Raw genomic sequence first — 20,193 nt, 5'->3', positions numbered from 1 at the left:
CCGCCCCGTGCGGAGGGGCCGTTCCCCTACCCTCTCTCTATGCGCGTAGAGCGCGGAAGATCAACCTGGAGGAATGCCATGGACGTCATCTCCGTCATCCGCACCAAGCGGGACCGCGGCGAGCTGAGCCCCGAGCAGATCGACTGGGTCATCGACGCCTACACCCGCGGTGAGGTCGCCGACGAGCAGATGTCCGCCCTGGCCATGGCCATCCTCCTCAACGGCATGAACCGCACCGAGATCGCCCGCTGGACCGCCGCGATGATCGCGTCCGGCGAGCGGATGAACTTCGACGGGCTCTCCCGCCCCACCGCCGACAAGCACTCCACCGGCGGCGTCGGCGACAAGATCACGCTGCCGCTCGCCCCGCTGGTCGCCGCCTGCGGCGCGGCCGTGCCGCAGCTGAGCGGCCGCGGCCTCGGCCACACCGGAGGCACGCTCGACAAGCTGGAGTCGATCCCCGGCTGGCGGGCGCTGCTCTCCAACGAGGAGATGCGCCACGTCCTCGACACCACCGGCGCCGTCATCTGCGCGGCCGGTGACGGCCTCGCACCCGCCGACAAGAAGCTCTACGCACTGCGCGACGTCACCGGCACGGTCGAGGCGATCCCGCTGATCGCCTCCTCGATCATGTCGAAGAAGATCGCCGAGGGCACCGGCTCGCTCGTCCTCGACGTCAAGGTCGGCACCGGCGCCTTCATGAAGAACATCGAGGACGCCCGCGAACTGGCGTCCACCATGGTCGCGCTGGGCAACGACAGCGCAGTGACGACCGTCGCGCTGCTCACCGACATGTCCACCCCGCTCGGCCTGACCGCGGGCAACGCGCTCGAGGTCCGCGAGTCCGTCGAGGTCCTCGCCGGCGGCGGCCCCGCCGATGTCGTCGAGCTGACCCTCGCGCTCGCCCGCGAGATGCTCGACGCGGCCGGCATCAAGGACGCCGACCCGGCGAAGGCCCTCGCGGACGGCTCGGCGATGGACGTGTGGCGCCGCATGATCGCCGCCCAGGGCGGTGACCCGGACGCCACCCTGCCCGTCGCCCGTGAGCAGCACGTCGTCACCGCCCCCGCCTCCGGAGTTCTGACCCGCCTCGACGCCTACGACATCGGCATCGCCGCCTGGCGCCTCGGCGCGGGCCGCGCACGCAAGGAGGACCCGGTCCAGGCGGGCGCCGGCGTGGAGCTCCACGCCAAGCCGGGCGACACCGTCACGGCGGGCCAGCCGCTGCTGACGCTGCACACGGACACACCGGAGAAGTTCGACTACGCGCTCCAGTCCCTGGGGGCCGCGTACGACATCGCCGAGTCCGGCGCGGACTTCACGGCGAACCCGATCGTGCTGGACCGCATCGCCTGACCGGGCACGGTCGCCGGGACCGGTGGGCACCACCGGTCCCGGCGACCGTGCGCCGCACCGCACCCCGAGCGCGTGCCGGCCGCGACCGACTGCCGCGGCCGGGTCGCGCCCGGCGCTCGACGGATGCGCCCGGCGGCCGACGACCCCGCCGGTACGACCGGACGCGATGAGTTCACGTGGCGGCGGCGGTCATCCTCCATGTGGACGCCATACAGCCTGCAGTCATGCGCATCGCCGGGAGGATCACCCCGGCCGATGTGCTGCGCCTCTGTGACGAACTGGACCGCATCCTCCGCGACGACGGGGCCGGCGACGGCGGGACTCAGGGCGAGGCCGACGGTTGCGCCGGGGGCAGTCCTCCGGACGAGGTCTTCTGCGACGTCGGCGGACTCACCCAGGTGAACCTGTCGGCCGTCGACGCCCTCGCACGGCTGCATCTGACGGCGAGGCGGCGGGGCAGCCGGCTCCGGCTGCGGAACGCCGAACCCGGGCTGCTCGCTCTCCTGGACCTGGTGGGCCTGCCGGAGCTCGCCGATGCGGCCCAGCAGCCTCCGCCGCTCCCTGCCCGGCCCTGCCGGAGCGCTGCCGTTACCGGGGAAGCGGCAGCCTTTCGGCGGGGAGGAGGAGGGTAGCCAGGACCATGTCGACCGCGTCAAGGACCGGGACGCGGTGGGCAAGGGGGTTCTCCTCAGGTCTGCTCACCGGGTACTTCTCGCAGGTTGTCGAGGAGCCACGCCTCGGCCTGGAGAAGGCGCTGCTCCACTTCGGCGGTGTCGGCGCCGCGCACGATGACGAAGCACAGGTGCGAGGCGCTGTGCTTGGTGACCGCGCCGAGCTCGAGCTGTTCGTTGACCACGTATTCCTGCACCCAGTCGAACGGCGGCGGTTCGGCCGGCGCCCGAACGGGGCGGCCCTGGGGCAGGATCGAGACCGACCCGTGCACCGCGGACGGCGGGGAAGCCGGAGGCGGGTCGACGGGCAGGCTGCACGACTGGCGCAGGACGGCGGTGTGCAGGTCGACGCCGTACGTCGCCCGGGTGAGCGCGGGAATCCGGTCCCCGCCGACGCGCGATGCGATCTCGCACAGCACCAAGTCGTCCTCCGGCGTGAGGAACACCTCCAGGTGGTACGCGCTGACCTCCGGGGTGTCGAAGGCGTCCAGCAGGCGGTCGAGGAACGCCTCGAGCCGGACGGCAAGCTCGTCCCGGGGGTGGAGCTGGAGAGAGCCGTTGTTCTGGCCGGAGAACACCCCGAGGCAGCTTCGCAGGTAGCGCGAGCACGCGACGAGCCGGTATCCGGGGGCCAGGACCGCGTCGACGTGGTACATGTGGCCCTCGACGAACTCCTCCACCATCAGGTCGTCGCGCCAGGGCCGACGGCTGAAGCCGACCAGGTCGTTCTCGTCCCGCAGTACCGAGATGTCGCGGGAGCCACCCTGTTTCACCGGCTTGACCACGACCGGGTAGCCCCACTCGGCCGTGATGCCCGTCAGATCCATGATCGTTTCCAAGCGGGTGAAACGGGGAGTTGGGACCGCGCGGCTCGCCACCTCCTTCATGGCCACCTTGTCGCGGAACGACTCGGCGCTCGTCGAAGACTGGCCCGGGATGCCCAGGTCCTCGCGGATACGGGCGGCCCGCTCGAGGTCGTACTCGTTGTCCGTGATGATGTGGCTGAGCGGCTTCTCGGCCGCCGCGCGGCGGATCATCAACTCCACGTACGGGACGGACTCGCAGTTCTCGACGTACTCGTACCGCCCCAGACCCTCGGTGTTCTTGAGCTCGTGGTGGCTGAACACCTGGAGCCGGCCGGCCACCTCCGGAAACATGGCGGGGTAGTCGAGGTGCGGACTGTAATTGATCACGGCGATGTCGGTCATGAGGTTCGGCCTCAGCATTCTGTCGGACGGATTCAGTGGAGACGGCGCTTGCCGGAAGAGGCCCGGTCGTGCCCGGCTCCCCGTGCTGCGCTGTCCTTGACGAATGAGCGGCAGCGCCCGGGCGGCCGCGGCTGATGACCGACCAGGGGGTCGGCCGGCGACGGGGCCGCCGATGCTTGGGAGGGCGGCCACCGGTGGCTCGAACGGCTCGCTGCCGAATGTGACGATCTCCAAGGGCTGGATGCCCACGAACTCGATGTGGTCGTTCAGTTCCCGCCAAGTGGACTGTGAGGCCTCCCGGGGTGTGCGATAAAAAGCACTCTAGAGCATAATATCGCTCAAGGTGGGGTGGGGGCGGGTGTCAGTTGTGTTCCGGGCGCGAAAAAGGCCCCCACGAACGGGCGTCCGCAGGGGTTGGGTCGAAGGTCTGGGTCAGTAGAGGCTGGAGAACAGAATGCCCACCAACTGGGCCGACTCGGCGGTGTCGTTGCGGAAGCTGTGGGGGCGGCCCGCCGACCACTGGACGCAGTCCCCGGTGCGGAGCGTGTGATCCACGCCGTCGTACCGGGCCACGAGGGTTCCCCTGGTCACCATGACGAGGTCGGAGCCCTCGTGCTGCAGTTCCTCGGCCAGCCCGCTGTGCGGCGCGAAGTCCCCCGTGACCACCTGGTAGCCGAGCTCCGGGGCACGCAGCACCCGGTAGGCGACACCGGGGGCACGGTCCAGCTCCTCCTGCTCCTCCCGTGGGAACACCGAGGGTGTCATCCGGCCCCGGGAGAACCCCAGGAACGAACCGACATCATGGTCGAAGACCTTGGCCAGGCGTCCCAGCCGTTCCAGCGCGATGTCCGTCTCGCCCCGCTCCAACGCGGCCAGGAAGGACACGGACAGCCCGCATTCCGCCGCGACTTGGCGCAACGACATCCCCTTGTGCGTACGGAGCCGGTGCAACACCTCGCCGGGCGGCGGGAAACCCAGCTCCGGATCCCGCGAGGGTCTGGCAGGCGTGGAGGGCTCCGGAGCAGTCATGCCCGCATCCTAAAGGCCGCCGCCACGCCAAGAGGTCCCCGCTCTCTAGGAGGCCCCCGCCTCCGCCGCCACCGGCTCGCCCGCCTTGTCCAGCCTCGTCGGCAGGTCGAACAGCGGGAACCAGCGCTTGGTGTCCAGGAAGAAGTCCATCCCGCCGACCTTGCCGCCGGTGAGCTCGAGGACGATGAGCGCCCACGGCTCGTACCCCTCGCCGTCCGCCGACGGGTGGTAGTGGGCGAAGGCCGGGGCACCGTTGGCCACCGTCGGGACCAGCCGCGAACCGCGGCAGACGTCCCCGACGCCGAGCATCCAGCCCACGATGTCGTCGTGACCACGCAGCCACAGGTCGTACGGCGGCATGGACATCGTCGCGTCCTCGTGGAGCAGGGCCGTCAGCGCCTTCATGTCGTAGCCCTCGAAGGCGGCGACATAGCGGTTGAGCAGGTCCTGCTGCTCCTCGTCCAGCGGGTCGGCCGCGTCCGACGTGGCGGGCTGCTGCTCGGCGAGAGTCGCCCGGGCGCGCTGCAGCGCGCTGTTGACCGACGCGACCGTCGTGCCCAGGAGCTCGGCGACCTCGCTCGCCTTCCAGGCCAGCACCTCGCGCAGGATCAGCACCGCCCGCTGCTTGGGCGGCAGATGCTGCAGCGCGGCGACGAACGCGAGCCGGATCGTCTCCCGCTCCACCGCCGTCTCCGCGGGGTCGACCACCGACGGCAGCACCCGTCCGTCGGGCACCGGCTCGAGCCAGGTGATCTCGGGCCGAGCGTTGAGCTGGGCCTGGGCGACCGGTGTCGGACCGGTCAGGTCCATCGGCCGGGCACGGCGATTGCCCGCGTTCAGCATGTCCAGGCACACGTTCGTCGCGATGCGGTACAGCCAGGAGCGCAGGGACGAGCGGCCCTCGAACTTGTCGAGGTTCCGCCAGGCTCGCACCATCGTGTCCTGGACCGCGTCCTCCGCCTCGAAGGACGATCCGAGCATCCGGTAGCAGTAGCCGGTCAGCTCTCTCCGGTGCTGCTCCAGCCGCGAGTCCGGTTCCTGCGTCGTCGCGAGGTCACTCATGCGGGTCCACCCCTGTCACCCATCGGTACCACCGCTTCGAAAGCTACCGCAGGCCACTGACACTCACCGCTGGACCGGGAAAACCGGGGTGGATCCGTCGACCGTTCGTCACAGGTCGACGCCTCTCAGTGCCGCACGCCCACCGGTACCAGCCGCGCCCGGCTCCGTGCCGCGTGCGTGCCGTACAGGGTGATCGACACGACTCCGAGGACCGCCAGCAGCCCCAGCAGCACCGTGCCGGCCCAGCCGCCCGCGTGGAAGGCGACCGCGCCGAGCGTGCCGCCCGCGCTGCTGCCCAGGTAGTAGGCCGACTGGTAGAGCGCCGACGCCTGCGCGCGGCCCGTCTTCGCCGTACGGCTCACCGAGGACGAGGCCACCGCGTGGCCCGCGAAGAAGCCGGCGGTGATCAGGACCAGTCCGAGCAGGACCGCCGCCAGAGTGTCCGCCAGCGAGAGCAGCAGACCGGCGGCGGTCGTCGTGACGGCCAGGTACAGCGCCCCGCGGCGCCCGAGCCGGGCGACCAGCTTGCCGGCCGCGGCGGACGAGACCGTACCGACGAGGTACACCAGGAAGATCGAGCCGATCACACCCTGGGGAAGGCTGAACGGCGCTTCCACCAGGCGGTAGCCGATCACGGTGTAGACCGCGCCGAAGACCGTCATGAACAGCGCGCCGATCGCGTACAGCCGCACCAGCAGCGGGTCGGCGAGGTGTCCGCGGACCGTCCTCGCCAGGGTGCGCGGGTCGAGCGTGCCCGGTGTGAAGTTCCGGGCCTTCGGCAGCAGTGCCCGGAAGACCAGTGCGCAGAGCAGTGCCATCACGCCGACCGCGGCGAGCGCCGCGCGCCAGTCGAACGCCTGGGCCACCCAGCCGGTCACGATCCGGCCGCTCATGCCGCCGATGCTGTTGCCTGCCACGAACAGGCCGATCGCGCCGACGAGCGCCTTGGGCCTGACCTCCTCCGCGAGGAACGCCATCGCCGACGCCGGCAGCCCGGCGAGCGCCGCGCCCTGCACGGCGCGCAGTGCCACCAGAGACTCGATGTTCGGCGCGAACGGCACCAGCAGGCCGATCACGACGGCGACCGCGAGGGACGCGTTCATCACGGTGGTCCGCCCGTAGCGCTCGGACAGCGCGCTCAGCGGCAGTACGCACAGGGCCAGCGCGCCCGTCGCCGCGGAGACCGTCCAGCTGGCGGTGCCGGCGGTCACGCCGAAGTCGGCGGACAGGGCGGGCAGCAGCGCCTGCGTCGAGTAGAGCAGAGCGAAGGTCGCCATTCCGGCGGCGAAGAGCGCGAAGCTCATGCGGCGGTAGCCGGCGGCGCCGGGGGAAAGGAGATCTGGGGACGACGGGGCGGCGCCCACGGTGATGGGCGCCTTGGTACTGGCAGGAGGCATACGTCGAAGGTAGGCCGCGGCTTTTCATGCGTCCAATGCATGAAACGGCAATAATCGTTCCCATGGTGCATGAACGCAGCTCAGGGGCCCGGCTGTCACACGGTGGTTACGAAGAAGACATCACGCTGGAGCTTGCCCCACGCCTCGCGTACTTCGCCGGCGTGGCCCGGCACGAGCATGTGACGCGCGCCGCGCAGGAGATGGGCGTCCCGCAGTCGACGCTGTCGCGGGCGATCGTCCGTCTCGAACAGGACCTGGGAGTGGCCCTGTTCGCCCGCAGGGGCCGTACGGTCTCCCTCACCCCGGCCGGCCGTACCTTCCTCGCCTCGGCGGAGCGCGCACTGGCCGAGGTGGAGAGGGCCGCAGAAGCCGTCCGCGCCGACACCGATCCCCGGTCCGGCAGGGTCGCGTTCGGCTTCCTGCACACCATGGGGTCGGAGACGGTGCCCGGCCTGATCCGTGCCTTCCGCGCGGACCACCCGCGCATCCGCTTCAGCCTTGTGCAGAACTACGGCGAGGCGATGATCGAACGGCTCCGGGCGGGCGAGCTGGACCTGTGCCTCACCTCGCCCGTCCCCGACGCGCCCGACCTGGTGGGCCGCCGCCTCGACGAACAGCGCCTGCGGCTCGTCGTCCCCGACGACCACCGGCTCGCCGGCCGCAAGCGCATCCGGCTCGCGGAGGCCGCCGACGAGGCCTTCGTGACCCTTGAACCGGGTTACGGCCTGCGGCGCATCACCGACGACCTGTGCGCGGAGGCAGGGTTCACCCCGCGGGTCGCCTTCGAGGGCGAGGAGGCGGAGACACTGCGGGGGCTGGTCGCGGCGGGCCTGGGAGTGGCCCTGCTGCCGCCGCCCGCGGTCGCCCGCCCCGGTGTCGTGGAGCTGACGGTGACGGCACCGAGGGCGGTCCGCGAGATCGGCGTGGCCTGGCTGGACGGGCACCCCGACACGCCTCCCGTCGCGGAGTTCAAGCGGTTCCTGCTCTCCCGGCGGGGGCAGTTGCTGCCAGGCTGACCTCCGCGGATGGCGTGCGGGGCCCGCCTCCTCCCCAGGAGGCCGGCCCACCGCCCGCGGCCCGCCCGTCCTCGCCTGGACCCGCTGTGCGCAGGCGCGGGTCCGCCCGTCCCCGCCGGGGTTCGCTGTGCGCAAGCGCAAGCGCGGGTCCGCCCGTCCCTCCCCGCTGCCCGTAGGCGCGGGTCCGCCCGTCCCCGCCAGGGTTCGCAGGCGCAGGCGCGGGACTGCCCGCCCCGCCCCGCCCCGCCCCGCTGCCCGCAGGCGCAGGTCCGCCCGCCCCCCGCCGGGATTCGCTGTGCGCAGGTGCGGGACTGCCCGTCCCCGCCCCGCTGCCCGTAGGCGCGGGACGGTCGCCCCCGCCGGGATCCCGCACGGAGAGCACGGGCGCGGCAGCCGCGCCACCGCGCCGGACAGTGGTCGATCGGTCGTCCCGGTGCCGGTCCGGCAGTGCCGGCATCCAGGCGCGGACGTTCCCTGTCAGGGCGCGCCCGCGGGCCGCACGCGGCCCGCCCCGGAGCACGCGGGCGCGGGCCACACACCGCGCCAGGGCACTGGGACGGGCGGGCCGAGGACGGCCCCTGGGGCGATCCGCTGCCCGGCCGACGGGCGCTACGAAACAGGTCGGGGGGCCGCCGCCGTCACCCTGCGGCCCTCGCCCACGGCCGCCTTCAGCAGCACCTCCGCCAACTCCTCGGGTGCCGAGAGCATCGGGTAGTGCCCGGTCTCCAACTCGAAGTACCCGGCACGCGGGTCCGCCAGCGGCTGGAAACGCGGGTTGCCCGATGCCACCATCGCCTCGACCATGGCGATGTTCGCGCCACCGCCCGCGGTGCAGAAGATCCCGGAGGTCGGCAGTTTCGCGACTGCCCCGGTCAGTCGCAGCGGCCGGGTGTAGGAGCCGAGCGGCTGCGGCGCGGCCAGCTGGTGGAGCCGGGCAAGCGCCTGCTCGGGAATGCCCACCGCGCTGCCCCACAGGTCCCACTCCTCGGCTGTCGGCGGGGGCACCCGCCAGCCGTCCTCGGCCTGTGCGAACTTGTCCAGCATCTTCTGGCGGACCACCGGGTCGGGCATCTCCTCGCGGATCTGGTCCAGCAGCGCGCGGCCGTTCTCCGGGAGCGGGGAGTCCAGATACACGATCCGGGAGATCCGGTCCGGGCGGCGGTCGGCCGCGCCCACCACCGGCTGGATGCCGTAGCAGTGGCCGACGATCACCAACTCCGGTGCGTCGACGTGGTCGATCAGCTGGACCAGATCCTCGATGTGCGTCTCGAGATCCGTTCCGGGGCCCGCCAGATGACGGCGGTCGCCCATTCCCGTGAGCGTCGCGGGGTGGGCCGTTGCGCCCGCTCCGCGAAGTCGGTCGACCACCTCCTGCCAGATCCAGCCACCGGTGTACGTGCCCGAGACCAGTACGAACGCCGTCATGAGTTCCTCCTCGCATACGTGGGCCGCACGACCGGCTCCGCAGGCCGTCCGTGCTCGCCGGTACCGTAGGAACTCCCTCTGAGGGAGGTTCAAGCCTTGTCCTTCGACGACATGTGGAGCATCGGGGAGCTCGCCGAGAAGGCGGGCGTCACGGTCAAGACGGTCCGCTTCTACTCGGACCGGGGCCTGCTGCCGGAGGCCGGCCGCAGCGGCGGCGGCCACCGCCGGTACGGCCCCGACGCACTCGACCGGCTCCGGCTGATCCGCTCGCTGCGCGCTCTCGACCTGCCGGTCCCCGAGGTCGGCCGCGTCCTCGACCGCGACGACGCGATGGAGGACGTCATCGCCGGGCGGCTGCGGGACGTCGGCTCACAACTGGCGGCCCTGCGCTGGAAGGAGGCCGCGCTCCGGCTCCTCCAGGACTGCGACGACGGGGAGCGCGCCGACCGGCTCCGCCTGATCGGCGCCGTTTCCGCCCCGCCCGGCACGGCCGCGCTGGCGCGGTTCTGGCGGCGCTGGCTGCCTCCGCGACTCCCCGCGCGGTTCGTCTCCGTCTTCCTCGAACTGGCGGTCCCGCAGCCCCCGGAGAACCCGACACCGGACCAGGTGCTGGCGTTCGCCCGCTTGCACGAGTTCGTCTCCGGCCCCTGCCCCGGCACCGCCCAGGGCCAGCCCGCCGTGCACCGACCCGAAGAGGGCTACCGGCCGACCGTGCTCTACGAGGGCCTCGCCGAGGCCTATGCGCTGGCGTCGGCGGAGATACGGGCCGGCGGGCAGCCGCGGCAGGGCGAGGCACTCGACTGCTTCGTCTCCGCCTACGCGACCTCACGCGGCACGCGGGACGCTCCCGACTTCCGCAGGCGGCTCGGCCGCCAACTCGCCGCGGACCCGCGCATCGACCGCTACTGGCAGCTCACCGCCGAGGTGCTGCGCCCGCCGTCGGGGGCGCCGGAGCCGACTCCCGGCACCGCCCACGACTGGCTCTGCGCCGCGCTGGACTCCCAGGCCGGCCTGTCCGCCGCCTGATGCGCCGTGATCAGTGCCGCATGCTGCGCCCGAAGCCGGCCGCCAGCGGCATCCGCAGCCCGAGCGGCGGCGGCGCCGCCATCGCGTCAGTGACCGGCCGGGCGTAGATCCTCGTGAAGAGGGAGCCGCGTACGAAGTCCACCGCGAGAGCCTGTACTTCGCCCTGGAACTGGCGCAGCGCATGACCGTCCGAGTGGACCTCGAACCGGCAGGTGTCGCGGTTGGCCTTCTTGGCGCGCTCGGCCAGCCGGTACGAGAGCTCGGGGTCCGTCCGCGCGTCATTGGTGCCGTGCACGATCAGCACCTGGCGGCCCACCAGTTGCCGCACCGGCTCCGGCTCTGCCGCCACGTCGTTCTCCGGCAGCCAAGGGGCCAGCGCCAGCACCGAGTTGACGGCGGAGTGCCCTGCGGCGTGCAGCGCGGCCCGGCCGCCCATGCCGTGGCCGGCCAGACACACGGCGACGTCGCCGTAGCGGCGTACGACCTCCTCCACCGCCCAGGCCGCGTCCGCGGCGAGCCGCGCGTCGGCCCCGTTCCAGCCGCGGCCGCGGTAGCGGACGCTGTGCACGACCAGTCCGTCGTCGCGTCCCGCCCTGGCCAGGGCGCGGCCCAGCGGCATTATCGCCGCGTGTGACAGCGCGGACGCCCTGCGTGCCGACTCGGGCTCGCCGTCGGGCAGCAGCAGTACCACTCCCGCCACCGCCGGATCCGTCCCGTCGTTGCGGGCGCCGGAGCGCCCCGGCAGACTGCCGAGTCTCGCCTGCGGCGGTATCCGTCCCCCTCGTGCCACCCGTGCAACTGTCGTCTCACCCTGGGCGCTCGCCCCTCCGGCCGCTTCGGCCGGGCGCCCCCACCACCGGGGCAGTGCATGGTGTGCCATGGCAGAACAGTCTCAGAAGCCCAGGTGTACGCCACCCGTACGCACGGTCACTGTTACGTATCGACAGGCGATCCGGAGGGGCGCGCTCTACGCGCGTAGGGGCTAGAGTGCGCAGATGACGAGCCAGACCCTCAATTCACCCACCCCGGACCAGATCCGCCGCGCCCCGAAGGTGCTGCTCCACGACCACCTCGACGGAGGTCTGCGGCCGGGCACGATCATCGAACTCGCCCGCGACGCCGGGTACGGGGAACTGCCGGAGACCGAGCCCGACAAGCTCGGCATCTGGTTCCGGGAGGCGGCCGACTCCGGCTCGCTGGAGCGCTACCTGGAGACCTTCGCGCACACCTGCGCCGTCATGCAGACCCGCGACGCGCTGTTCCGCGTGGCGGCCGAGTGCGCCGAGGACCTGGCGGAGGACGGAGTCGTCTACGCCGAGGTCCGCTATGCCCCCGAGCAGCACCTGGAGGGCGGCCTGAGCCTCGAGGAGGTCGTCGAGGCGGTCAACGCCGGTTTCCGGGAAGGCGAGCGGCGGGCCCGTGAGGGAGGTCACCGCATCAGGGTCGGCGCTCTGCTGACAGCGATGCGGCACGCCGCCCGCGCGCTGGAGATCGCCGAACTGGCCAACCGCTACCGCGACAACGGCGTGGTCGGCTTCGACATCGCGGGCGCGGAGGCCGGCTTCCCGCCCACCCGGCACCTCGACGCCTTCGAGTACCTCAAGCGCGAGAACAACCACTTCACCATCCACGCCGGTGAGGCGTTCGGGCTGCCGTCGATCTGGCAGGCGCTGCAGTGGTGCGGTGCCGACCGCCTCGGGCACGGCGTGCGGATCATCGACGACATCGAGGTGGCGGACGACGGTTCCGTGACGCTGGGCAGGCTCGCGGCGTATGTGCGGGACAAGCGCATCCCGCTGGAGATGTGCCCGACGTCCAACCTGCAGACGGGCGCGGCCGACTCCATCGCCGCGCACCCGATCGGGCTGCTGCGGAAGCTGCACTTCAGGGCCACCGTCAACACCGACAACCGGCTGATGAGCGGTACCAGCATGAGCCGTGAATTCGAGCTGCTGACCGAGGCTTTCGGATACACGCTCGACGACATGCAGTGGTTCACCGTCAATGCGATGAAGTCGGCATTCATCCCTTTCGATGAACGACTGGCGATGATCAACGACGTGATCAAGCCCGGTTACGCCGAACTCAAGTCCGAATGGCTGTTCAGGCAGACCGCCACGACCGGTAACTGAGCCCGCACCGCCATTTCTGCGGCATTTACACGAAGCGGCCGGAGCCGTCAATATCCGGCCGCTTCGCGGTGTTTGCGGCGCTGTGCGAGGGTGGCTAGCTTGCAGAGCCGCTCATGTTCCCGTCCCCAAGGATTCATTCCTGATGAAGCAGTCCGCTGCAAAGACCCTCGGTGTCGCCGCTCTCGGTGCCGCCTTCGCCGCTGCCGCCGCCGGCACGGCCTCCGCCGCTCCCTCGCTGCCCGACGCGACGGGTGCGCTCGGGAACGTCTCCCAGACGCTGCCGCTGAACGAGGTCACCGAAAAGCTTCCGGCAGGCGCGACCGACTCTCTGACCGGTGGTCAGAACGCCCTCACGGGCGGTGCCTCCGCGCTGCCCGCCGCCGCTCAGAACACCGTCGGCGAGATCGCCCCGGCCGGCGCGACCGAACCGGTCGCCGGCCTCCTCGGCGGTCTGCCGCTCGCCGGCGGCTCCCCCCTCGACGCCCTCGGCGGCGGTCTGCCGGTGGGCGGCGGACTTCCGGTCGGCGGTGGTCTGCTTCCCGGCCTCGGCGGCTGACGGCACCACCGGCCCGGAAGGCTGTCACCGGCCCCGAACGGCCACGCGCGTGGGGCGCACATCCGCACAGGATGTGCGCCCCGCCGTGCCTGTGCCAGGATCGCCGCCATGCGAGTGAAGATCGGCGGACTCCCCGTACTGAGCACCGTGTGCGCGCTGTTGCTGGCCACCGCCGGGTGCACGAGCGGCGGCGGGGAGACACCCGGCAGGGGCGGCGCCGTCAGTACGGGCGTCGGCACAGGCGGTGGCGCTCCCGGCGGCGACCCGTCCGTACCGCTCACCGCACCCCGGTTGGAGCGTGCGGCCCTCGCGAGCAAGGACCTCCCCGGCTTCCAGGTCTCGGCGGAGAAGAGCGCACTCGCTCCCACAGGGCAGCCCACGGCCGACAAGAGGGAGTGCCAGCCGCTCGCCGACGCCATGGGCGACAAGCCGGACCCGCGGGCCATGTACACCGTCGACCGCGGCCTCGGCTCGCTCGACGACCTCGGCCTCGCGATCTCCGTGTCCCTCGGCGCGTACGTCATGACCGACGCGGAGAAGCTGATGGACGGCCTCGAAGCGGCGCTCGCCGTGTGCGGCGGCGGGTTCGAGGCGACGCTGGACGACCGCAGCAGCACCTACAGCCAGGTCGGGGCGGAGCCGTTCACCGCACGCGGCGGCGACGGGACGGTCAGCTGGACGATCGTCGCCACCCACGAGGGGGCGGTGTCCCCCATGCACATCGTCGTCGTCCGCAAGGGTGCGACCGTCGCCCGCTTCATCGCGTTCGACCTCGGGGGCCGCAAGCCGCCGCGCGTACCGGAGGAAGTCGTCGGCAGGCAACTCGCGAAGGTCGCGCAGGAGCCGGCCGGCTGACCCCGCCCGGGCGGAGAGTCACCAGGCGTCGGCGGCCTTCTTCTCCGACGGCAGCACGATCCACAGCGCCAGGTAGAGCAGGAACTGCGGTCCGGGCAGCAGACAGGACGCCACGAAGATCACGCGCATCGTGGTGGCGGACATCCCGAAGCGCTGGGCCAGCGCCGCGCACACTCCGCCGATCATCCTCCCTTGCGCCTTCCGGCGCGGGAGGCGTTGCCGCCAGTCACTGTGGCGGGCCATTGCGACCATGGTGGGCTCCTTGGAGAGAGTCGTCCGGAAGCCTTTCCGCGTGCTCCCGATGTATCCATGGTCGCTTCGCGAAGGGGACGAAGCGTCGCTCTACGGGGCGATCCCGACCCTGGGAATCGTCGGGGTCGCCCCCTGAGACCCCTCCTCCCGGAGCACCGCCTCGCGTCGTACGTGATGCTCCGCATCGCGCAGGGCGGACCCGTCGCGCGTACGGAGCAGCCTGCGCCGCAGCCGGGCCCGGCCCGCGGGCACGACCGCCAGGTGGGCGAGTGCCACACCGGCGGTGTTCAGCATCAGCGAGTCGATGTCGACGACCTGACCGGGCACCCCGGTCTGCAGCAGCTCGATCCCGAGCGACATCAGGGAGCCGGCCGCCACCGTACGCGCCAGGGAGGCCCAGGGCGACACGACGAGCCGGCCACTCGCCATCGGCAGCAGAACCCCGAGCGGCGCCAGCAGGAGCAGGCCGCCGCCGATGTGCCGCGCGGCCTCGACGGGTCCGAGCTCCAGGGCGGCCTTGATCCCGGCGAAGGGTTCCAGGTTCGCCGCCGTCACCCACATCACGTCAAGTGGTCGCAGCGTCAGCCAAGCGACGAGCAGCAGATGGGCGAGGAGGAGGACGACCCCCGCCACGCGGAAGCGGATGGCGGCACTGCCGCCCGAACCTTGACGCTGCACGCCCCCCAAGACGCACACCCGGCACGAATCGGTTCCGCCCTCTTCCTACGGGGCGGTCGATCCCGGCGACGGCAGCGGCGCGCGCGTGGGCAGCGCACCGGAGGGCCGCTCCTTGGTCTCCGCGGAGCACACGTACGCGTGCGGCGCGTAGTCCCCGGGACCGCCGAGCAGCACCGCGCCGCCCGCCTGCGCGGCCCTGCTCTCCGCGAGGGTGCACACGATCTGGGCGAGAGCCGTCGACGGCAGATCCTCGGGCTGGCGGCTCAGCCGCAGGGTGCCCGCCGGGTCGTCGGCCCGTGCGCCGCTCACCAGCAGCGGCCCGCGGACGTACGTGTCGAAGCCCGCCTCCTGCTCGGATGCCGACGGCTCACGCAGCAGCTCGTCGAGGAGCGCCTGCGCGAATTCGGGCGGGCTGTTCGCCGCCTTGCTCTCGGAGATCCTCGCCGTACGGTCCAGGGACTCCAGCTGCGAGGCGCACAGCAGATAGACACGGACCGGCACACCCTGCTGCTGGGCCTGCGGCGTGATGCTCTCGCCCGTCACCTCGCACGGCACCCGCGAGGGCGCGGCCCCGGCGTCGACGGGCACCTGCGTGGTCCTGATGCCGCAGCCGGCGAGCGCGACGGCCGCGGCGAACGCGGCCGCCACCCTGAGGCGGCGCCGGCCACGGGGCCCGCCGGTGCCGCGCGCAGACGCGGTCACCACACGGTCGGCGTCCGAACACCGCTCGCCGACCGCGACGCCGACTCCGCCGCCGTCCTGAACCGCTCTCACAGCGCCTCTTCCTCTCCCCGTCCGCCGTTTCCGGCGTCCGCGTCGCCCGTACCGACCGCCTCGCTGTCCGTGAGCGAGGACCCGTCACGGGGCAGGCGCAGCACGAAGACCGCGCCGTCGCCGTCGGGGGAGTTCGCCGCGGTGATGTCGCCGCCGTGGATGTGTGCGTTCTCCATGGCGATCGACAGACCGAGCCCGCTGCCCTCGGACCGCGGCCGTGAGGCGCTCGCCTTGTAGAAGCGGTCGAACACGTGCGGCAGGACCTCTTCCGGGATACCCGGCCCGTGGTCCCGCACCTCGATCACCAACTGGTCGTCGACGGGCCGCACCGACACCCGGACAGGGGAGCCGCCGTGCTTGAGCGCGTTGCCGATCAGATTGGCCAGGATCACGTCGAGACGGCGCGGATCGAGCCGCGCCATGATGCCGCGCTCCGCGTCCAGCTCCACCGCGTCCAGCCAGGCACGGGCGTCGATGCAGGCGGTGACCTGGTCGGCGACGTCCACGTTGTCCATCACGAGCCGCGCGGTGCCCGCGTCGAAGCGGGTGACCTCCATCAGGTTCTCCACCAGGTCGTACAGCCGCCGGGTCTCGCTGACGACCAGGTTCACCGCCGGCGCGATCATCGGATCGAGGCTGTCCGCCTCGTCCTCCAGCACCTCGGTGACGGCGGTCAGGGCGGTCAGCGGGGTACGCAGCTCGTGCGACATGTCGGCCACGAAACGGCGGCTGGACTCGTCCCGCGCACTCATGTCCGCGACCTTCTTCTCCAGCGCCGCCGCGGTCTTGTTGAACGTCCTCGACAACTCGGCCAGTTCGTCCGTACCCGAGACCCGCAGCCGGGTGTCGAGCTTGCCCTCCCCGAGCTGCCTGGCCGCCTCGCCCAGCCGGTGCACGGGCCGCAGCACGGTCGTCGCGGCGGCCTGCGCGAGCAGCGCCGAGCCCACCAGCGCGAGCAGCGTCGCGATCGCCAGCGACCAGGCGAGCGAGTTGAGGTCCTGACGTTCCTGGTCGAGGGACTTGAACATGTAGCCGGTCGGCCCGCCGCCCACGATCCGCGTACCGCCGACCAGGTACGGCTTGCCGCCGCGCTCGGTCCGCTGCCAGTAGAGGTGGTACGGCACCGCGTTGGCCGGGTTGATCTCCTGCCGGTCGTTCACCGCGTCCTGAAGAGCCTGCGGAACGTCCTTCTTGGTGAACACGTCCCGGTCGGAGACACCGACGATCGGCTTGCCCTCGGCCCGTTCACCGATCAGCAGCACGCTGTAACCGTCGCCGCCCGCCGCCATCTGCTCGGCCGTGCGCTGCAACTCGTCCTGCGTGGGCCGCAGCGGCAGCGTCGCGGCACGGCTCTGCATGTCCTGCCGGAAGTCGTCGAGCGCCGCGTCCTGCGTACGCGTCAGCACCGCCTCGCGATTGAGCCAGTACGCGATGCCGGAAGCGGACACGGCAGCCGTGAGCGCGACGAGCGCGAAGACCACCACGAGCCGCAGCCGCAGACTGGTCAGACGGATCCCCGTGAGGATGCCGCGCCTTGGCCCGCCGCCTCCGTTCGTACCACCGCTCACCGAACGGTCCCGCCCCGAAAACACACGTCCGTCACTGCGGTACGTCCAGCCGGTAGCCGACGCCACGCACCGTACGGATCAGGGTCGGTGAGGACGGCACGTCCTCCACCTTCGCCCGCAGCCGCTGCACACACGCGTCCACCAGGCGCGAGTCGCCGAGATAGTCGTGCTCCCACACCAGCCGCAGCAGCTGCTGACGCGACAGGGCCTGTCCGGGACGGCGGCTCAGCTCCAGCAGAAGACGCAGCTCGGTCGGCGTGAGCTGCAGATCCTCGCCGTTCTTGGTGACCGTCATCGCGGAACGGTCGATCACCAGAGAGCCGAACGTCGCCGAATCGGTGGACTCCCGCTCCCCACGGCGCAGTACGGCACGGATACGGGCGTCCAGCACCCGCCCCTGGACCGGCTTCACGACATAGTCGTCGGCCCCCGACTCCAGCCCCACGACGACGTCGATGTCGTCACTGCGGGCGGTCAGCAGGATGATCGGCAGCTGGTCGGTGCGCCGGATACGGCGGCACACCTCGAAACCGTCGATCCCGGGCAGCATCACATCCAGCACGATCAGGTCCGGCCGCTGCTCACGCAGCAGTTTCAGACCGTCCTCGCCCGTCGCCGCGGTGGCCACTCGGTGGCCCTGGCGTGACAGCGAGAGCTCGAGGGCCGTGCGGATGGCGTCGTCGTCCTCGATCAGCAACAGGAAAGGCACGGGGCCATTCTGGCCCATGTGACGCCCCAGTTCGACTCCCCGGGGCCTCACCGTCCTTCACCCACACGACACCTCCCCTTGTGACGCGTCTGTGACAGTCGGCGGACAACGCCATGAAACAGGCCCGGCAGAGTTCTTCTCACACGGAACGAAGCAGACTCCACTCGACGGGGGGCGCGAGATGAACGCACTGCACAGCACCACCTCAGGCGCAGTTGTGACGCGTCTCCACGACATCAACGTCGTGCGGAGCACCGAGAAGTCCGGCGCCGTGAACGGGCGGGGGTGCGTTCGCGGCGCCGGGCGTCAGCACAAGCCGTCGTACATGACGGTCGTTGACGCGACCACGGGGGAAAACAGCGCCGCGTACGGGGAGGCAACGGGAGAGCGGACATCCTGCTCGGAGGCCGAGTTCACGGCCTACGTCCAGGAACGCCGCGCCTCCCTGTACGCGACCGCCTACCACCTCACCGGTGACCGTTACGAGGCCGAGGACCTGCTGCAGAGCGCACTGTTCTCGACGTACCGGGCCTGGGACCGGATCAGCGACAAGGCCGCCGTCGGCGGCTACCTGCGCCGCACGATGACCAACTTGCACATCAGCGCCTGGCGCCGGCGCAAGCTCAACGAGTACCCCACGGAGGAGCTGCCGGAGACGGCCGGCGACACCGACGCGATGCGGGGCACCGAGCTGCGCGCCGTCCTGTGGCAGGCGCTCGTCAGGCTCCCCGAACTCCAGCGGACGATGCTGGTCCTTCGTTACTACGAGGGCCGCACCGACCCGGAGATCGCGGAGATCCTGGACATCAGTGTCGGCACGGTCAAGTCGAGCATCTGGCGGTCGCTCCGCCGGCTGCGTGAGGACGAGGTCCTCAGCTTCGGCCGTGACGAGGAGGAGTCCTTCGGCGAGCTGGTGGCCTGAAGGCAACGGGGGAAACACGGGGGCCGCCGTTTCGGGGGAGACGGCGGAGGATCCACGGGGGACACGGGGATCCACGGGGGTACGGAGTGGGGCCGGACAGGCCGGGGGGATCTGTCCGGCCCTCTCCCATGCGGTGCGCGCCCGTGGGGCGCGGTTGTTCCGGCGTGTGGGTGGTGCGGGGGTCGGTGGCTGCGGTGCGCGCCGGTGGGCGCGGTTGTTCCGGCGTGTGGGTGGGTGCGGGGGTCGGTGGCTGCGGAGGGGGGATCGCGGACTGCTTTCCCGAGCCTGCCTCTCCCTAGGCTTACGACGCTCTACGTCCGCTCACCCCCCTCCTCCGCCCCCGCCCCCCTCCCGCCGGTGGGCCCGTGCCAGTCCAGGTCGTTCCCACGGCCCGTGCCGGGTATCGGGGAGGGGCCCCTCGCCGGCCCACCGGCTCCCGTCCCGCCCGCGTGAGCGAACCCGTCGCCGCTGGGTGCGGGGTGACGCGCCCTCATCGGGCGACGGGTGCCGCCCGGGCACAGGGATGGCCCGCCAGTCCTGACAGGCTGACAGTCCCGTTACCGGGGGCCGGCCCACCCGCAGGGGCAGATCCGCTGCCGGGGGGTATGGGGCATGCGCCTGCACCGGCGCTCCGGCGGGGGCGAGGGGCGCGGGCAGGGGGGAGGGGGACGCGCAGGGGGCGTGTTCGGGACGTAAGGCGTCGTGAGCCTAGGGGGAGGCAGGTTCGGGAAAGCAGTCCCGGACATGCCCCCGGAGCGGCACCCGGACACCAAGCAACACGGACCGGGCAACGCCCGAGACCCGACCGGGCCACGCCCGGAAGACGCCAAGCAACACGACCGGGCCCGGCCGGAGACGCGTAAAGACCGGGCTTCGCCCGGCTACGCCGCAGACGGGGTTCGGCAGCGCCCCGCCGCCGCGGCCGCGAGGCGGCCCAGCGCCTCCGCCTTGCCGCACGGATGCGCCCCCAGCCCGGTCTGGCGCGCCACGATGCCGCGCTCCGCGCGCATCAGGCGCCAGCCCCGGCGTACCAGGAACGGAACCGACTTGCGCCCCTCGCGCAGATCGCGGGCGAGCCGGCGCCGGAACGTCGTGGAGGGCCGGCCGCGCAGGCACAGCGCGTCGGCCAGGACGCCCAGTTCCTCGCAGCGGCGCACGATGTCGGCCGCGAAGATGCCTTCCGCGACGAACAGCGGTGTGCGCGCGATGTCGAGCGTCTCGGTCCCGGTGCGGGAACTCGTGGCGAGGTCGTACACCGGCACCGCGGTGCGGCCGCTGCGGCACAGTTCCGCTATCGCGGAGACCGCGGCGTCGGCGTCCCAGGAGGACGGCGAGTCCCAGTCGATGTCGGCGCTGCCCGTCACCAGTGGAAGCGTCGGGTCGTTGCCCTCTTTGTAGAAGTCGTCCAGGCGCAGGACCGGCAGGCCGGTACGGGCGGCGAGAGAGGACTTTCCGGATCCTGAGGGGCCCGCGAGCAGCACGACGCGGGTCGGGATGGGTTGGGAACTCACGGGAGACAAGTGTGACGCATGGAGCCGCGCCGGGAACCCATCGGAC

Annotated in this window: 20 protein-coding genes; 8 read left to right on the top strand and 12 right to left on the bottom strand. The window is 71.9% G+C overall.

Translation table 11 applies throughout. The features are described 5' to 3' along the window. Positions 1-78: 78 nt before the first annotated feature. Positions 79-1,356, top strand: a complete 1,278-nt coding sequence (locus ACFYV1_RS13085; RefSeq protein WP_389395547.1) for a thymidine phosphorylase — start codon at positions 79-81, stop codon at positions 1,354-1,356. Between the two features lie 224 nt (positions 1,357-1,580). After that, positions 1,581-1,988 carry an STAS domain-containing protein gene (locus ACFYV1_RS13080; protein ID WP_389395546.1) on the top strand — a complete coding sequence of 136 codons (408 nt, stop codon included), beginning with the start codon at positions 1,581-1,583 and terminating at the stop codon, positions 1,986-1,988. 56 nt (positions 1,989-2,044) lie between these two features. Here ACFYV1_RS13080 and ACFYV1_RS13075 read toward each other — a convergent pair whose 3' ends face one another. The 4 genes from ACFYV1_RS13075 to ACFYV1_RS13060 all read right to left on the bottom strand — a co-directional run bounded on the left by ACFYV1_RS13075 (position 2,045) and on the right by ACFYV1_RS13060 (position 6,723). Further along, positions 2,045-3,235, bottom strand: coding sequence for an acetyl-CoA carboxylase biotin carboxylase subunit family protein (locus ACFYV1_RS13075; RefSeq protein WP_389395545.1), 1,191 nt, complete (start codon positions 3,233-3,235; stop codon positions 2,045-2,047). A gap of 432 nt (positions 3,236-3,667) precedes the next feature. Further along, positions 3,668-4,264, bottom strand: coding sequence for a helix-turn-helix domain-containing protein (locus ACFYV1_RS13070; RefSeq protein WP_389395544.1), 597 nt, complete (start codon positions 4,262-4,264; stop codon positions 3,668-3,670). Positions 4,265-4,309: 45 nt separating this feature from the next. After that, complete coding sequence (locus tag ACFYV1_RS13065; RefSeq protein ID WP_389395543.1) at positions 4,310-5,326, bottom strand: sigma-70 family RNA polymerase sigma factor; 1,017 nt, start codon at positions 5,324-5,326, stop codon at positions 4,310-4,312. A 125-nt stretch (positions 5,327-5,451) separates the two neighbouring features. After that, positions 5,452-6,723, bottom strand: coding sequence for an MFS transporter (locus ACFYV1_RS13060; protein WP_389395542.1), 1,272 nt, complete (start codon positions 6,721-6,723; stop codon positions 5,452-5,454). A 62-nt stretch (positions 6,724-6,785) separates the two neighbouring features. Here ACFYV1_RS13060 and ACFYV1_RS13055 point away from each other — a divergent pair, with 62 nt between their 5' ends. After that, entirely contained in the window at positions 6,786-7,739 is a 954-nt protein-coding gene (locus tag ACFYV1_RS13055) for a LysR family transcriptional regulator (RefSeq protein ID WP_389395541.1), read from the top strand. A 609-nt stretch (positions 7,740-8,348) separates the two neighbouring features. On the opposite strand, the gene ACFYV1_RS13050 is transcribed toward ACFYV1_RS13055, so the two are convergent. Next, positions 8,349-9,164, bottom strand: a complete 816-nt coding sequence (locus ACFYV1_RS13050; RefSeq protein ID WP_389395540.1) for an alpha/beta fold hydrolase — start codon at positions 9,162-9,164, stop codon at positions 8,349-8,351. A gap of 111 nt (positions 9,165-9,275) precedes the next feature. On the opposite strand from ACFYV1_RS13050, the gene ACFYV1_RS13045 reads away from it, so the two are divergent. Further along, positions 9,276-10,190: a MerR family transcriptional regulator gene (locus ACFYV1_RS13045; protein WP_389395876.1), complete on the top strand. Its 915-nt coding sequence runs from the start codon at positions 9,276-9,278 to the stop codon at positions 10,188-10,190. A 10-nt stretch (positions 10,191-10,200) separates the two neighbouring features. On the opposite strand, the gene ACFYV1_RS13040 is transcribed toward ACFYV1_RS13045, so the two are convergent. Continuing rightward, positions 10,201-10,881: an alpha/beta hydrolase gene (locus ACFYV1_RS13040; RefSeq protein ID WP_389395875.1), complete on the bottom strand. Its 681-nt coding sequence runs from the start codon at positions 10,879-10,881 to the stop codon at positions 10,201-10,203. A 304-nt stretch (positions 10,882-11,185) separates the two neighbouring features. On the opposite strand from ACFYV1_RS13040, the gene ACFYV1_RS13035 reads away from it, so the two are divergent. From ACFYV1_RS13035 to ACFYV1_RS13025, 3 genes are all read left to right on the top strand, one after another. Continuing rightward, positions 11,186-12,322 (top strand): adenosine deaminase, encoded by a 1,137-nt coding sequence (locus ACFYV1_RS13035; protein WP_389395539.1) that lies wholly within the window; start codon positions 11,186-11,188, stop codon positions 12,320-12,322. Between the two features lie 142 nt (positions 12,323-12,464). Beyond that, a complete protein-coding gene (locus tag ACFYV1_RS13030) occupies positions 12,465-12,878 on the top strand; it encodes an ATP-binding protein (RefSeq protein ID WP_389395538.1) in 414 nt (137 codons plus the stop codon). Positions 12,879-12,986: 108 nt separating this feature from the next. Next, positions 12,987-13,733 (top strand): hypothetical protein, encoded by a 747-nt coding sequence (locus tag ACFYV1_RS13025; RefSeq protein WP_389395537.1) that lies wholly within the window; start codon positions 12,987-12,989, stop codon positions 13,731-13,733. Positions 13,734-13,751: 18 nt separating this feature from the next. Here ACFYV1_RS13025 and ACFYV1_RS13020 read toward each other — a convergent pair whose 3' ends face one another. The 5 genes from ACFYV1_RS13020 to afsQ1 all read right to left on the bottom strand — a co-directional run bounded on the left by ACFYV1_RS13020 (position 13,752) and on the right by afsQ1 (position 17,714). Next, positions 13,752-13,976, bottom strand: coding sequence for a PspC domain-containing protein (locus tag ACFYV1_RS13020; protein WP_389395874.1), 225 nt, complete (start codon positions 13,974-13,976; stop codon positions 13,752-13,754). Positions 13,977-14,075: 99 nt separating this feature from the next. Next, positions 14,076-14,663 carry a VanZ family protein gene (locus ACFYV1_RS13015; protein WP_389395536.1) on the bottom strand — a complete coding sequence of 196 codons (588 nt, stop codon included), beginning with the start codon at positions 14,661-14,663 and terminating at the stop codon, positions 14,076-14,078. Positions 14,664-14,708: 45 nt separating this feature from the next. Further along, positions 14,709-15,437 carry a hypothetical protein gene (locus tag ACFYV1_RS13010; RefSeq protein WP_389395535.1) on the bottom strand — a complete coding sequence of 243 codons (729 nt, stop codon included), beginning with the start codon at positions 15,435-15,437 and terminating at the stop codon, positions 14,709-14,711. Further along, positions 15,434-17,005, bottom strand: a complete 1,572-nt coding sequence (locus ACFYV1_RS13005; protein ID WP_389395534.1) for an ATP-binding protein — start codon at positions 17,003-17,005, stop codon at positions 15,434-15,436. The genes ACFYV1_RS13010 and ACFYV1_RS13005 overlap by 4 nt, the downstream gene beginning before the upstream one ends. Positions 17,006-17,036: 31 nt before the next feature. Beyond that, entirely contained in the window at positions 17,037-17,714 is a 678-nt protein-coding gene (gene afsQ1 / locus ACFYV1_RS13000; RefSeq protein ID WP_175257369.1) for a two-component system response regulator AfsQ1, read from the bottom strand. Positions 17,715-17,895: 181 nt separating this feature from the next. Between afsQ1 and ACFYV1_RS12995 the strand changes: the two genes are divergently transcribed. Further along, positions 17,896-18,636: a SigE family RNA polymerase sigma factor gene (locus tag ACFYV1_RS12995; RefSeq protein ID WP_389395533.1), complete on the top strand. Its 741-nt coding sequence runs from the start codon at positions 17,896-17,898 to the stop codon at positions 18,634-18,636. Between the two features lie 881 nt (positions 18,637-19,517). Here ACFYV1_RS12995 and ACFYV1_RS12990 read toward each other — a convergent pair. Next, positions 19,518-20,147 (bottom strand): uridine kinase, encoded by a 630-nt coding sequence (locus ACFYV1_RS12990; RefSeq protein WP_389395532.1) that lies wholly within the window; start codon positions 20,145-20,147, stop codon positions 19,518-19,520. Between the last annotated feature and the right edge of the window lie 46 nt (positions 20,148-20,193).

This window comes from Streptomyces sp. NPDC003023 (assembly GCF_042888225.1).
GTDB lineage: Bacteria > Actinomycetota > Actinomycetes > Streptomycetales > Streptomycetaceae > Streptomyces.
The sequence above is the reverse complement of the archived record's forward strand: the minus strand, read 5'-3'. Positions and strand labels throughout refer to the sequence as shown.